Below are 13,047 nucleotides of genomic sequence, written 5' to 3' on the forward strand. Positions count from 1 at the left end.
GGAGTGTGGGGGTGGGGGGAGGGGTGTGGCGGTGCGAGGAGGTCGCCGTGTGGGCGGCTACTTGTAGGCGGCGAAGGCCTTGGTGAAGGCCAGCGGCTGCTGGAGGATCGAGCTGCAGGTGGCGTCGGCGTGGTCGACCGCCCCGGCAGCGCACTGCTTGTCACGGGTCGAGGACCACATGGAGAGCCAGCCCAGCCCCTTCGACTTGGCGAAGTCCACCAGCTGGGTCGCGTCGTCGACCTTGAAGATCTCGGTCGTGACGTCGTTGACACCGATCATCGGGGTGACGGCGACGGCCTTCCAGGCGGCCGCGTCGGAGAGTCCGAGGACGCCCTTGATCTGGGCCTGGGTGGCGGTGGCGGCCTGGACGGCGTACTGGCCCATGTCACCGCTGTAGGCCGGGCCGTAGTCCATGGCCATGATGTTGACGGCGTGGATCTTCACGCCGTTCTTCTTCGCGTCGGCGAGCAGGTCCACGCCGGGCTGGGTCAGCCCCTCGGGCATGACGGGCAGCGTGAAGGAGACGTCCAGACCCGGGTGGGACTTCTGGAGCTGTGTGATGGCCTGGGCCCGGCGCGAGTTGGCGGCGGTGTCCGGAAGGGCCGCGCCCTCGATGTCGAAGTCGACCTTGGTGAGCTTGTACTGGTCGACGACCTTGCCGTACGCCTCGGCCAGGTCCCCGGCCGTGGCGCAGTTGAGCGCCAGTTCGCGTCCCGCGGCACCGCCGAAGGACACCCGGACGTCTCCGCCCTTGGCGCGCAGGGCGCCTATCTGGGCGGCCACCTTGTCATTGGCCAGGTCGGTCACGCCGCCCCACAGCGGGGCGCAGGAGCCGCCGGAGGTGATGAAGGCCAGGTTGAAGTCCTTCACACCGGTCTTGGCGGCGGTGTCGAGCATGTCGTACGCCGGGTACAGCGAGGTGTCGATGTACGGGGCGAAGCGGGCGCCCGTCGCCGTACCGCCGCCGGGTGTCCCGGTCGGCTCGGGCGTCGGGGTGGTGGGGGCCGGCGTCGGCTTCGTGGGGGGCTTGGACGTCACCGTGGGGGTGGGCGTGGGGGTCGGCTTCGGCTGCTCGGTGGGGCGGCCGCTGGGCTGCGGCGTCGCTCCCTGGTCGATCGAGCACCTGGCCTTGTCGATGAGGCAGCCGGACGGGTCGCCCGGCTTGCCGGTGGCGGCGGTCACGAACCCGACGGTGACGGAGGCTCCGGGCGCCAGCTGCGTGTTCCACTTCGCCGGCCGGACCGTGACGTGCCGGCCGTCGACGGTGTGTTCGCCGTTCCAGAGGGAGTTGATCCGCGTGCCGGCCGGCAGGTCGAATTCCAGGGTCCAGTCCGACTGCGCCTTGTCGGTCTCGTTGGTGATGACGTACTGCCCGGTGTAACCGCCGTCCCAGGAGCTGGTCCGGGTGTACGCGGCGCCGACGGCCGCGGCCTGTGCGGTCCCGGTGAACGCGAACGCCGCGCCGCCGATCACCGCGGCCGACACGACGGCGCCGATCGCCTTCGTCCTGCCGCTCGCCCTGCGCCGGTGCGTGACTTTGCTGCCCATCGCGTGCCTGCCTCTGTGTGACGTGGGGGTGGGGTGCGGGCAGCACGCTAGCCGGACCGAAACGGACAAATGTTCAGTAGAGGGCGGTGGTTGAGAACCTTAGGGTCCACTTAAGGAGGGCATCGGAGGCGGTTAAGCCGGCGGATCAGGCGGGGCTTTGGGTACGGCGCCGGCGCTTCAGCCGGTGTCCGCGCCGTCCCTGGTCGGGGCGCCGCGCGTCCAGCCCGAGCCAGATGCGGACTTCCGTACCGCCGAGTACGGAGTGGCCGATGCGGACGTCGCCGCCGGTGGACTCGGCGACCCGGCGCACGATGTCCAGGCCCAGTCCGGTCGACCCGTCCCGGCCGCCGCTGTTGCCGCGGACGAGTGCGGCCTCCGGGTCGGCGATGCCGGGCCCGGCGTCCGAGACGAGGATGATGACGGCGTCGTCGGCGTTGTGGACGTCCACCGAGAAGGCGGTGCCCTCGGGGGTGTGGCGGAAGACGTTGCCGAGCAGCGCGTCGAGCGCGGCGACGAGTTCGGGCCGGGCGACCGGGATGCGTACGGGACGGTCGATGCCGGCGACGCGCACCTTGCGTCCCTCGTCCTCGGCGAGCGCCGACCAGAAGTCCATCCGCTCCCGTACGACCTCGGAGGCGTCGCACCCCGCTCCCGGGCCGGGGCCCTGCGTCTGGGGCTTGGCCTCGCGGGCCGTGCGAATGATGGTGTCGACCTCCCGCTCCAGCTGTTCGACGGCCGACCGCGTCTGGTCGGCGGCCGGCCCGTCGCCCAGGGACGCGGCGTTGAGCCGCAGCACGGTCAGCGGGGTGCGCAGCCGGTGGGAGAGGTCCGCGGCCAGTTCGCGCTCGTTGGCCAGCAGCTGGACCACCTGGTCGGCCATCGAGTTGAAGGCGACGGCGGCCGATCTGAGTTCGGTGGGGCCCTCCTCCGGTACGCGTGCCCCGAGTCTGCCCTCGCCGAGGTCGTGGGCGGCCCGCGCGAGGCGTTGGGCGGGCTGCACCATGCGTACGCCGAGCCGGTCGGCGACGGCGACGGAGCCGACGATCAGGGCGACGCCCACACCGGCGAGGATCACCCAGGCGGTGGTCAGGCCGTTGGACACCTCGCCCTCGGGCACGAAGACCTCGACGATCGCGATCCGGCCGGTGCCCAGGGCGGTGGGCTGGAGCAGCACGGAGCCGCCCGGCACCTCGGCGATGGTGGCGCGGCCGAGTTCCCGGGTCATCCGCAGGTCGTCCTCGCCCGCCCGGCTCGTACCGATCTCCAGGGGCTGTCCCGAGTCCTGGCCGGAGGCCCGGTCGGCGGCGGGGATGTGGACGGCCATCCGCCCGGCGGAGCCGTCCTCGGTGGTGGCGACGGCCCGGTTCAGCTGGTCCCGGTCGGTCGTGATGGCGAGGGCGGGGGCGAGGGCGGCGGCCCGCCGCTCGGCGTTGCCGAAGGCCCGGTCCCGCGCCATCTCCTTGATGACCAGCCCCAGCGGCACGGCGAACGCCACGACCACCATGGCCGTGACCGCCAGCGCGACCTTGACCAGCGCCCATCTCACTGCGGGGGCTCCAGCTTCACTCCCACGCCCCGGAGGGTGTGCAGATAGCGGGGCTTGGCCGCCGTCTCCCCCAACTTGCGGCGCAGCCACGACAAATGGACGTCTATGGTCTGGTCGTCGCCGTAGGACTGCTGCCAGACCTCCGCCAGGAGTTCCTTGCGCGGCACGACCACACCGGGCCGTCCGGCGAGGAACGCCAGCAGGTCGAACTCCCGCCGGGTCAGGTCGAGTCGTACGCCGTCCAGCTCGGCCTGGCGCCGCAGCGGGTCCACGACCAGCCCGCCGACCTGGAGGACCCGGCTGGGCGGCGCCTCCCCGGCTCCCGCGCGGGAGCGCCGCAGTACGGCGGCCATGCGCGCGGACAGGTGTTCCACGGAGAACGGCTTGGTGAGGTAGTCGTCGGCGCCGTCGTTCAACAGCCGGACGATCTCCGTCTCGTCGTCCCGCGCGGTCGCGATGATCACCGGTACGTCGGTGATGCCGCGCAGCATCTTCAGCGCCTCCGCCCCGTCCAGGTCGGGCAGACCCAGGTCCAGGATGACGACGTCGAAGCGGAAATGGGCCACCTCGCGCAGCGCCTCCAGGGCCGTGCCGACGCTCCGTACGGTGTGGGAGGCCTCGGTCAGGTGCCGGATGAGGGCGGAGCGCACGAACTGGTCGTCCTCGACCACGAGCACACTTGCCATGGGCGGCACCGTACGCCATAAGGCGGAATGAGGGGGACCGGTGTTGACGCCGTGAGCGCGTGGTGCAGTATGGCCGGGATGCGAAGAGGACTCGTCCATGCCCTGGCGTGGTCGCTCGCCACGGGCGCGGCGGTCACCCTCTCATGGTGGGGTGTGCACACGGTGATGGCCGGAACGGCGTACGACCGTCCGCGGGCCCTGCCGATCACCGCGGGTACCCCGTCGGCGGACGGGGCGAAGCCGCGCTCCTCGTCCACGCGGTACCCAGGCGAGGAGAAGACCTCGCCCTCTCCCCCGGCCCCCTCCGCGACGCCCGGCGGGAGCGGCAGTCCGAAGGCACCGCCGGCGCCCACGGCCGAACCCGCTCCGGAGAAGAGCACGCCGTCGTCGGCGGCGAAGGTGAAGAGCTACTCGGTCGACGGCGGCCGGGTGGTCTTCGACATCGGCCCGGCGTCCGCCGAACTGGTCTCCGCGACCCCGGCGTCCGGCTGGCAGATGCAGGTGTGGAAGCAGCCCACCTGGATCCGGGTCACGTTCAGCCAGGGCGGCCAGGAGATCGATGTGTTCTGCACCTGGCACGACCACGCGCCGACGGTCCAGATCGACCGGCGCTGAGCCACCCGGCGGACCGGTTCCGCGAAGAGTGCCCGGCGAACCGGTTCCGCGAAGCGTCCCCGCCGGGCCGGTTCAGCGGAAGGCCGAGGCGGGCGGCAGGGGCGAGGGCTTGGCGCTCTCGTCGGTGACCACGGCCGCGCCACCCGTGAAGTCGGCCAGCGCGCGGCCGTGTTCGACACGTCCGGGGTGCGGGTCGCTCGCCACCCGGCGGGTCAGCTCGGCGACGGGCAGCGGCGCGTCCGACGCGACGAGTACGGCGTTGCCGAAGCGGCGCCCGCGCAGCACGGTCGGGTCGGCGGCGAGCGCGAGCTCCGGGAAGACCGCGCCGGCGGTGGCGACCTGGCCGCGCAGATGGGTCAGGGGCGGGCCGTCGGCGAGGTTCGCGGCGTACTGCCCGCCGGGCACCAGCACCCGCCGCACCTCGGTGAGGAATTCGGTGCTGGTGAGATGGGCTGGGGTGCGGGCGCCGCTGAAGACGTCGGCGATGACCAGGTCCGCCCAGCCGTCCGGCAGCTTGGCGAGACCCGCGCGGGCATCGGCGCCACGGACGCGGATACGGGCACCGGGGTCGAGCGGGAGCGCCCGGCGCACCAGCTGGACCAGGGGGCTGTCGAGTTCGACGATCTGCTGGGTGGAGCGGGGCCGGGTCGCGGCTATGTACCGGGCGAGGGTGAAGGCGCCGCCGCCGAGGTGGACCACGTGCAGCGGCCGGCCGGGAGGAGCGGCGAGGTCGGCGACGTGCCCGAGCCGGCGCTGGTACTCGAAACTCAGACGGGCGGGGTCGTCGAGGTCGACGTGCGACTGCGGGGCGCCGTCGATGAGCAGCGTCCAGGCGCGGGACCGCTCGCGGTCGGGTATGAGCTCGGCGAGCCCGCCGTCGACGGTCTCGACGAGGGCCTCGGGTGCCGCGGCCCGCCCGCGCTGCTTGTTCCTTGCCACCCGCCCATTATCGGCGCCGGTGAGGAGCCGGGCGCGTGGCGAGGGTCACGCACCAGGGCCTGGAGTGGCGTGGGTCACGCGCCGGGGCCTAAGGGCCTAGCGGCAGTTGTCGGCGGCCTCGATGAGACGGGCCGCCTCGCCCAGCGCCTCGCGCAGGACGACGGGGTCGGTGACGAGGCCGGTGTCGGCCGGGGGCAGCAGCCAGCCCGTGCCGGAGACGGGCGGCTCGGGGTGGAGGCCGGGGATGCGCAGACCGCGCCCGGCGGTCTGGGTGCAGGCACTGCCGGGCATGTCCCAGCCCTCGGCGGTGCCGGGCGGCACCAGGAACCCGAGGGTGTCGCACGCGCCGTCGTGCAGCACGGGCCCGACGGCGGGGGCGCCGCCCCTGCGGAGGATGTCGACGGCTTCGAGACCCTGCCGGGCGGGGACGGTGACCAGGTCGCACGCCTCGGCGAGGGCGTCTCCGGGCGGGGCACCGGCGTCCGGCTCGGGCCAGTGCCGTGCCGTCGTGGTCGTTCTCGGTGCGCCGCCGGGGCGCGGGCTCGTCTCCATGCCGACCTCCAACAAGGGTCCCTCCTCGCTCGAGTCCCGTGTGGAGACGCGTTGCGTCTCTCCGCATGGTTCAACGCCCGTGGCCGTCAACGGCTACGGCGGCACGCCGCCGCAAAGGATGGCAGTTCATGGCGGATCGCGGGTGAGATATCCCGTTTGTAGCCAAACCCAGCGTGAGGGGACCGTCACAGCAGGTACGTTCTTGCTCCGCCGGAACAACGGCTGTACGCAGTGAGAGGGCTCGGCCATGGCGACGTCACGGGCAGTTCCCAATCTCGTCTTCCGCCGGCTGCGCGGGCCGCACTCCCCGGGGGAGTTCGCGGCCGCGGTCCGCAGGGCCGCCCGGGAGATCGGCGAGCAGGTGGCCTGCGACGCCCGGTACATCGGGCGGGTGGAATCGGGCGAGATCCGCTGCCCGAACTACGCGTACGAGCGCGTGTTCCTGCACATGTTCCCCGGACTGTCCCTGGAGGACCTGGGATTCGTCGCGCGGGAACGGGTACGCGGGCGCGGGTCGCGTGGCTCGGCCACCGCACAGGCGCCCGAGAACGGCATCCGGAACGATGAGGAGAGCGACGTGCTGCGTCGCGCATTCATGACGAGCGGTACCGCCACGGTGGCGGTCGCCTCCCTGGGCATCGGCGGCGCCGGTGTCCTGGGCACGATTCCCGCGCCCAGGGCGGGCGGCAGGTTCGGCGAGACCGAGGTCAAGGCCGTGGAGGAGGCGGTGCGCCGGATCCGGGTGCTCGACGACCGGTACGGCGCGGACGGGCTCTACCGGCGGGCCGCCGAGCCGCTGCGCACGGCCTACGCCCTGCTCGACACGGCCACCGCGGCCCGCCGGTCGACGACCGCCCGCATGCACGCGGGCGCCGGTGAACTGGCCCTCTCCGTGGGCTGGCTGGCGCACGACTCGGGCCGGCCGGAGGACGCCCGCTCGCACTACGCGGAGGCGCTGGCCACCGCGCGCGTGGCGGGCGACCGGGCCCTGGAGGCGCACGCCTTCTCCAACGCCTCGTTCCTGGCCCGGGACGAGGGACGGCACCGGGAGGCGGTACGGGCCGCGCAGGCCGGGCAGCAGGCGGCCAAGCACGTGGGCTCGGCACGGCTGCTGGCCCTGCTGACCCTGCGGGAGGCCGGCGGGCGGGCGGGGCTCGGTGACCGCGCCGCGTGCGAGGAGGCGCTGGGCCGGGCGCACACGCTCTTCGGGCGCGGGCCGTCCGACGCGGACCCGGAGTGGATGTCGTTCTTCGGCGAGCCGGAGCTGGAGGCGCTGGAGGCCCAGTGCTGGTCGGCGCTCGGCGACTGGCCGCGCGCCGCCCGGCACGCCCGCCGCGCGACGGCGCTGCAGGACCCGCACTTCACCCGGAACCTCGCGCTGTACCGGGCGCAGCTGGCGACGGACCTGGCCCGCGGCGGCGCTCCGGAGGAGGCCGCCGCGGCCGGGGAACAGGTCCTGGACCTGCTCGGTGAGGTCCGGTCCGGCCGCATCCGGTCGATACTGACGGAGACGGTCCGGGTGCTGGCGCCCGAGCGCGGGGAGCCGGCGGTGGCGGCGTTCCTGGAGCGCCGCGCGGAGCTCGTTGCTCTCTAGGGCGTGTTTCGGCCGCCCGGGTCAGACGCCGAGGTGGCCTGTGTCGTTCCAGCGCTCGATCGCGGGGTCGCCGTAGGCCCAGCCCAGTGCGGAGAGGCTGGTCGGGTCGAGGCGGATCCGGGCGGCGAACGAGACGTGCTCGCCGAGCCAGCGTGCGGCGATGGAGCGCAGGATGTGGCCGTGGGCGAAGACGAGCACGTCGCGGTCGGCCGACCGGGCCCACTCCACGACCTCGTCCGCGCGGGCGGACAGCTCCTCCATGGTCTCCCCCCTGGTCTTCGCCCCCGGGTCGTCCACCGGGACCCCGTCGCGCCAGATGAACCAGTCGGGGTCGAGGGCCTTGATCTCGGCCGGGGTCATGCCCTCGTAGGCGCCGTAGTCCCACTCCATGAGCGCGTCCCACTGCTCGGCGCGGCCACCGAAGCCGGCCAGTTCGCAGGTCTCACGCGCGCGCGTCAGGGGGCTGGTGCGGATCTCGTAGCCGTCGAGCCCGTCCCACGGGCCGCGGTGCAGCCGCTCGCCCAGCAGTTTCGCGCCCCGGCGGCCCTCTTCGAGCAACGGTATGTCCGTGCGGCCGGTGTGCTTCCCGAGCAGGGACCATTCGGTCTGTCCGTGCCGGGCGAGCAGGATGCGCGGTGCCATGAGGCTCTCCTGTGGTTCACGTGCGGGGTGCTCCTCCATCATCCCGTACCGGATTGTCAGAGGCGGATGCGAGACTTCCGCGGGTGAGCGAATCACTGGGCGGCGGACGGCTCGTGCCGCCGCAGACGACACTGCGACAGCACCTGGCCGAGCTGCGCGGCCCCGGGGCCGCGCCGCATCCGCTGGACGCCCGCGCGCTGGCGGCGCTGGCCGCCAACCCGGGCTGCCGGCGGCGCGCGCTGCTGGACGGCGCCGGCGTCGACAAGGCCGCGCTCGCGGCCGCGCTGGGATCACCGTCGGGCTTCGGGCAGTCGCAGTTCGCGTTCATGCGGGGCAACGCCTTCGAGGCGAAGGTGAAGGCCGACGGCGGCATGGAGCTGATGCGGCTGCTGGGTGTGGCCGAGCCGCGGGACGTACGGGTGCCGGACCTGGCGGCCGCCGGTCCCGAGGGCCGCGCGGCGCGTACGGCGCTGGCGCTGCGGGAGGCAACGGCGGCCCGGACGTGGTCGCTGCTCGACCATCCGATGCTGGCGCTGGAGGTGGCCGGGTCGCCCGCGTATCTGGAGCCGGACGCGGTGGTGGTGCACCCCGACGGGCGGTGGACGGTCGTCGAGATCAAGTCCTTCCCGATGATCGACGGATCGGCGGACGCGGCGAAGGTCGGTGCGGCCGCCCGGCAGGCGGCCGTCTACGTGCTGGCGCTCGAGCGGGTCGCGGCGCTCACGGAGGGCGCGGAGGTCCGGCACTCGGTGCTGCTGGTGTGCCCCAAGGACTTCTCCAACCAGCCGACCGGGTCGCTCGTCGACGTGCGTAAGCAACTGTCGGTGACGAAGCGTCAGCTGGCGCGGTTGACGAGGATCGAGGACATCGCGGCCGCGCTGCCCGAGGGCATCACCTTCGACGTGGACGGCTGCTCGGCGGAGCAGCTGACGGCCTCGGTCGACGCGGTGCCGCACGCGTACGCGCCGGAGTGCCTGGCCACGTGTGAGCTGGCGTTCCACTGCCGGGAGCGGGCCCGGGAGGCGGGCGCGGTGGAGGCGCTGGGCCGCTCGGTCCGCGGCGAGCTGGGCGGGCTGACGACGGTCGGCGCGGTGCTGGCCGCGGCCCGCGGCGAGGGGGGTTCCCCCTGCTCGGGCGGAACCGAGAGCGCGGGGGAAGGCGCACCGGAGGACCCGGCGGTTGCCGCGCTGCGCCGGGCGTACGCGCTGCGGGCGGAGGCCCTGGGTCCGGTGGGGCCGCCGAGGGATCCGCGGCCGGAGGCCGAGGCGGTGGCGGAATGTCGTTGATCGCGACGCTCGCGCGGCTGGAGGCCGTCGAGTCCGGGCGGGCACAGCGGCTCGCCACGGTGCGGCACCGGCATGTCTCGGAGCGGCCGCTCGTGCTCGTGCCGCTGACGACCGCCGGTGAGGCGGGCGCGCCGCTGGGCGCACTGGTCGGGACGGACCCGGACGAGCCGCGGCTGCTGGTGGTGCCGCAGCCGCGCGACCGTGATCTGCGGTTCGCGTTCCTCGCGGACCTGGCGGAGGTGGTCATCCCGTTCCTGGACGGGTACGCCGACGAGGTCGAGCCGGCCGAGAAGAGCGAGACCGACCCCGAGACGGGCAAGAAGGTCAAGGTCGAGGTGGAGCTGTGCGCGGACGCGCCGCAGCTGATCGTGCCGAGCCGCGCGGGCGTCGAGTACGTCCGGCTGCTGGGCCGGTCGATGCGGTTCCGGCGCACCGCCGAGCAGGATCCCGAGACGCCCTACCCCGCGCCGCCGCGCGTGCCGCTGCTGGGCCGGTGGCTGACGCACTACGGCGAGCGGGCGCGGGTGCCGGGCTCCTCACTGCTGCTGGCGGCGACGGACCTGCTGAGCCGGCACTGGGCCACCGGCCAGTCGTCGCTCGAGGACCAGCACCTGGGGGCGCTGCTCGCGTGGATCGACACGCCCGAGGGCCGGTCGGGGGCGGAGGAGGCGCTCCGCGCCGAGCTGGCGCGCGACCGGGACGGGCAGCTGCTGTGCCCGCCGGCCGGTCCGGCGACGGACCCGGCGTTCGACAACCGGCTGCTGGCGCCGGCGATCGAGCGGTACGACCGGGCCCGGCAGGCGCTGGCCGCGGCGGAGGACGGCGAGGCGGCCGACGAGCGGCTCGCCCAGCTGCACCGGGCCGAGCGGGAGGTGCGGCGGCTGATCGCGTCCCAGGTGAGGCCGACGTGGGACGCCGTGTGGCGGACGGTCGCGCTGATGCGGGAGCTTCCGGCGGGCGCGCGGGTGGCCGACCGGTGGACCAGGGACAGGTGGTCGTTCACCGGTCACCGGGACCGGGTGCGGGCCGGTGAGCCGCCGCAGCCGCGCCGGGACGACGCGGTGACGGCGGCGCAGAAGCTGGCCGCGCGGGAGACGGCGCAGGCGCAGCTGGAGGCGCAGGAGGCGCTGGACGATCCGCTGGTGCTGGCCGGGCGCAGGCTTTCGGGCGAGGCGTTCGTGGCGGACGTGGTGGATGTGACGATGGCGTGGTCGGAGTCGAAGCGTCCGTCGCCGCGGCCGCTGCTGACCGTGCGGACGGACGACCGGCCGCATCTGGGCGAGGGGGTGAAGGTGTACCGGTCGCTGGCGGGCAAGCCGCAGTCGGCGCAGTTCGTGCGGTACGAGGAGGACGGCACCCTCGTGCTACGGGTGCTGGACCGGATGGGGCGCGGCAAGGAGCCGGCGGAGGGCTCGGTGCCGGAGAAGGGAGACCGGCTCGCCTGGACGCTGTTCGAGCACGATCAGCGGGTGGGACCGAAGCTGCCCGACCCGGAGGAGACGCCGTGGACGCACGGCGGGCCGCCGCGGGGAGACGCCGCCGAAGCGCCTGACGCCGTGACCCCGGAGGACCTGCTGTGACGTTCGATCCCGCGGCCGAGGCCGCCCGGGCCACCCGGGAGATCCTCGGCGACACCCTGCACGGCGACGCGCGCGGCGTGGTCGTGGACTCGCCGCCGGGCGCCGGGAAATCCACGCTCGTCGTGCGGGCCGCGCTCGAACTGGCCGCGGCGGGCCGGCCGCTGATGGTGGTCGCGCAGACCAACGCGCAGGTCGACGACCTGGTGCTGCGGCTGGCCGAGAAGGAACCGGAGCTCCCGGTGGGGCGGCTGCACAGCAACGACTCGGACCCGTACGACAAGGCGCTGGACGATCTCGGCAACGTGCGGAAGTCGGCGAAGGCCGCGGACCTGGCCGGGCTCGACGTGGTGATCTCCACGGCGGCGAAGTGGGCCCATGTGAAGGGCGTCGAGCCGTGGGGGCACGCGATCGTCGACGAGGCGTACCAGATGCGGTCGGACGCGTTGCTGGCGGTGGCCGGGCTGTTCGAGCGGGCGCTGTTCGTGGGCGATCCCGGGCAGCTGGACCCGTTCAGCGTGGTCGGCGCCGACCAGTGGGCGGGGCTGTCGTACGACCCGTCGGCGAGCGCGGTGTCGACGCTGCTGGCGCACAATCCGGAGCTGCCGCAGCACCGGCTGCCGGTGTCGTGGCGGCTTCCGGCATCGGCGGCGGCGCTGGTGTCGGACGCGTTCTACCCGTACACCCGGTTCCGCAGCGGTACGGGCCCGGGCGACCGGCGGCTGTCCTTCGGCGTGCCGTCGGACGGGTCCGGCCCGGACCGGGTCCTGGACGAGGCGGCCGAGTCGGGCTGGGGCCTGCTGGAGCTGCCGGCGCGGCACACCCCGCGCACGGACCCGGAGGCGGTCCGGGCGGTGGCGCTGGTGGTGCGCCGGCTGCTGGACCGGGGCGGGGCCGCGGTGAGCGAGCGCGCCGACGAGCCGGTGCCGCTGACCCCGGACCGGATCGCGGTGGGCACGGCCCACCGCGACCAGGCGGCGGCGGTCCGGACGGCGCTGGCCGAGCTCGGCGTGGCCGGGGTGACGGTGGACACGGCGAACCGGCTGCAGGGCCGGGAGTACGACGTGACGGTCGTGCTGCACCCGCTGTCCGGCCGGCCGGACGCGACGGCCTTCCACCTGGAGACGGGCCGCCTGTGCGTGCTGGCGTCCCGGCATCGGCACGCGTGCATCGTGGTCTGCCGCGCGGGCGTCGCCGACCTCCTCGACGAGCATCCCTCGACGGAACCGGTCCAGCTGGGCGTCACGGTGAAGTTCCCGGACGGCTGGGAGGCAATGATGTCCACATGGGATCACTGGTCCGAACACCGGGTGATCTGGAATCCCTGACCACCTCCGCGGCACCGTTCCGGCAGGCGACCGGCCCGGCGCCGCCCCGTCCGCCGGACGGATTCCCGCACGCCGTGGCAGGTGGCCGATCTTCGCGGCCCCGGACGCCGGGAGGCCAACCACGCGGTGCTGTCCCGCCTCGCGGGGCAGCGCGTCCCCCGGACGCCGTCGCTCGTGGTCCCCGGGCCCTTCGGTGCCGGGCCCGGGGGCGCACTTGCGGGGGGCGGGAGAATGGAGGGTGGTCCATCGTGGGCGGTGGCATTCCGAGGAGGAGACGTACATGGCGGAAACCGAGCGGAACGAGCAGCGGCGGCTCAAACCCGCGCCTCTGCTCTTCGAGCCTGCGGAGGCCGCCGCCGACCCGGAGCACTTCTTCGACCTGGAGTCGATCGAGGATCCGCTGGAGCTGCTCGCCCGGGCCACGGAGCTGACGCTGGCGTTCCGGGCGGCCGCGGAACGGGCGCTGGAGTTCCAGGCCGTGGCGGCGGCGCAGCTGGCCGATCCCCGGCGGTTCGACCGGCTCTCGACCGCCGACATCGCGGAGCGCGCCGAGTGGAGTGAGGACTACGCCCGCAAGATGATCGAGTTCGGGCAGGACCTGCAGCGCACCGGGGACGATCAGCCGGGGAAGTAACCGTGGCATATGCCGGGGGGCAAGATACTCCTCGCGCCCCGACCCTGTCCCGATTTCCGGCAACCCGCCGAAACCGGCCCGTCGCTGTCGGTACATCTGG

The 13,047-nt window shown here is 74.0% G+C and carries 12 protein-coding genes; 6 read left to right on the forward strand and 6 right to left on the reverse strand.

Annotation, left to right across the window (positions count from 1 at the left end; genetic code table 11):
• Positions 1 to 57 precede the first annotated feature (57 nt).
• From ACY34K_RS14540 to ACY34K_RS14550, 3 genes are all read right to left on the reverse strand, one after another.
• Complete coding sequence (locus ACY34K_RS14540) at positions 58 to 1,548, reverse strand: glycoside hydrolase family 18 protein (protein ID WP_462746884.1); 1,491 nt, start codon at positions 1,546 to 1,548, stop codon at positions 58 to 60.
• 145 nt (positions 1,549 to 1,693) lie between these two features.
• The gene (locus ACY34K_RS14545) at positions 1,694 to 3,094 is read right to left on the reverse strand and encodes a sensor histidine kinase (protein WP_462746886.1); all 1,401 of its coding nucleotides are present in this window, start codon (positions 3,092 to 3,094) and stop codon (positions 1,694 to 1,696) included.
• Complete coding sequence (locus tag ACY34K_RS14550; protein WP_462746888.1) at positions 3,091 to 3,780, reverse strand: response regulator transcription factor; 690 nt, start codon at positions 3,778 to 3,780, stop codon at positions 3,091 to 3,093. Before ACY34K_RS14550 ends, ACY34K_RS14545 begins: the two co-directional genes overlap by 4 nt.
• A 69-nt stretch (positions 3,781 to 3,849) precedes the next feature.
• Here ACY34K_RS14550 and ACY34K_RS14555 point away from each other — a divergent pair, with 69 nt between their 5' ends.
• Positions 3,850 to 4,395, forward strand: a complete 546-nt coding sequence (locus ACY34K_RS14555; RefSeq protein WP_462746889.1) for a hypothetical protein — start codon at positions 3,850 to 3,852, stop codon at positions 4,393 to 4,395.
• Positions 4,396 to 4,467: 72 nt separating this feature from the next.
• On the opposite strand, the gene ACY34K_RS14560 is transcribed toward ACY34K_RS14555, so the two are convergent.
• Together ACY34K_RS14560 and ACY34K_RS14565 are read right to left on the reverse strand one after the other, a co-directional pair.
• Positions 4,468 to 5,334, reverse strand: a complete 867-nt coding sequence (locus ACY34K_RS14560) for a spermidine synthase (RefSeq protein WP_462746891.1) — start codon at positions 5,332 to 5,334, stop codon at positions 4,468 to 4,470.
• Between the two features lie 96 nt (positions 5,335 to 5,430).
• Positions 5,431 to 5,886: a hypothetical protein gene (locus ACY34K_RS14565; protein WP_462746893.1), complete on the reverse strand. Its 456-nt coding sequence runs from the start codon at positions 5,884 to 5,886 to the stop codon at positions 5,431 to 5,433.
• 247 nt (positions 5,887 to 6,133) lie between these two features.
• On the opposite strand from ACY34K_RS14565, the gene ACY34K_RS14570 reads away from it, so the two are divergent.
• The gene (locus tag ACY34K_RS14570; protein ID WP_462746895.1) at positions 6,134 to 7,480 is read left to right on the forward strand and encodes a tetratricopeptide repeat protein; all 1,347 of its coding nucleotides are present in this window, start codon (positions 6,134 to 6,136) and stop codon (positions 7,478 to 7,480) included.
• A gap of 21 nt (positions 7,481 to 7,501) precedes the next feature.
• On the opposite strand, the gene ACY34K_RS14575 is transcribed toward ACY34K_RS14570, so the two are convergent.
• The gene (locus tag ACY34K_RS14575; RefSeq protein WP_462746897.1) at positions 7,502 to 8,122 is read right to left on the reverse strand and encodes a histidine phosphatase family protein; all 621 of its coding nucleotides are present in this window, start codon (positions 8,120 to 8,122) and stop codon (positions 7,502 to 7,504) included.
• Positions 8,123 to 8,205: 83 nt separating this feature from the next.
• On the opposite strand from ACY34K_RS14575, the gene ACY34K_RS14580 reads away from it, so the two are divergent.
• The 4 genes from ACY34K_RS14580 to ACY34K_RS14595 all read left to right on the forward strand — a co-directional run bounded on the left by ACY34K_RS14580 (position 8,206) and on the right by ACY34K_RS14595 (position 12,947).
• Positions 8,206 to 9,408, forward strand: a complete 1,203-nt coding sequence (locus ACY34K_RS14580; protein WP_462746899.1) for a hypothetical protein — start codon at positions 8,206 to 8,208, stop codon at positions 9,406 to 9,408.
• Entirely contained in the window at positions 9,399 to 10,988 is a 1,590-nt protein-coding gene (locus ACY34K_RS14585; RefSeq protein WP_462746900.1) for a hypothetical protein, read from the forward strand. Before ACY34K_RS14580 ends, ACY34K_RS14585 begins: the two co-directional genes overlap by 10 nt.
• A complete protein-coding gene (locus tag ACY34K_RS14590) occupies positions 10,985 to 12,313 on the forward strand; it encodes an AAA domain-containing protein (RefSeq protein WP_462746902.1) in 1,329 nt (442 codons plus the stop codon). The genes ACY34K_RS14585 and ACY34K_RS14590 overlap by 4 nt, the downstream gene beginning before the upstream one ends.
• A 280-nt stretch (positions 12,314 to 12,593) precedes the next feature.
• Positions 12,594 to 12,947 carry a hypothetical protein gene (locus ACY34K_RS14595; protein WP_462746903.1) on the forward strand — a complete coding sequence of 118 codons (354 nt, stop codon included), beginning with the start codon at positions 12,594 to 12,596 and terminating at the stop codon, positions 12,945 to 12,947.
• Positions 12,948 to 13,047 lie beyond the last annotated feature (100 nt).

It is taken from the genome of Streptomyces sp. STAM6 (genome assembly GCF_054963715.1).

Excerpts from the sequence above, each read along its gene's own strand:
- ACY34K_RS14540 (WP_462746884.1), bottom strand. The coding sequence starts at position 1,548 with ATGGGCAGCAAAGTCACGCACCGGCGCAGGGCGAGCGGCAGGACGAAG.
- ACY34K_RS14550 (WP_462746888.1), bottom strand. The coding sequence starts at position 3,780 with ATGGCAAGTGTGCTCGTGGTCGAGGACGACCAGTTCGTGCGCTCCGCC.
- ACY34K_RS14555 (WP_462746889.1), top strand. The coding sequence starts at position 3,850 with ATGGCCGGGATGCGAAGAGGACTCGTCCATGCCCTGGCGTGGTCGCTC.
- ACY34K_RS14565 (WP_462746893.1), bottom strand. The coding sequence starts at position 5,886 with ATGGAGACGAGCCCGCGCCCCGGCGGCGCACCGAGAACGACCACGACG.
- ACY34K_RS14570 (WP_462746895.1), top strand. The coding sequence starts at position 6,134 with ATGGCGACGTCACGGGCAGTTCCCAATCTCGTCTTCCGCCGGCTGCGC.
- ACY34K_RS14575 (WP_462746897.1), bottom strand. The coding sequence starts at position 8,122 with ATGGCACCGCGCATCCTGCTCGCCCGGCACGGACAGACCGAATGGTCC.
- ACY34K_RS14585 (WP_462746900.1), top strand. The coding sequence starts at position 9,399 with ATGTCGTTGATCGCGACGCTCGCGCGGCTGGAGGCCGTCGAGTCCGGG.
- ACY34K_RS14595 (WP_462746903.1), top strand. The coding sequence starts at position 12,594 with ATGGCGGAAACCGAGCGGAACGAGCAGCGGCGGCTCAAACCCGCGCCT.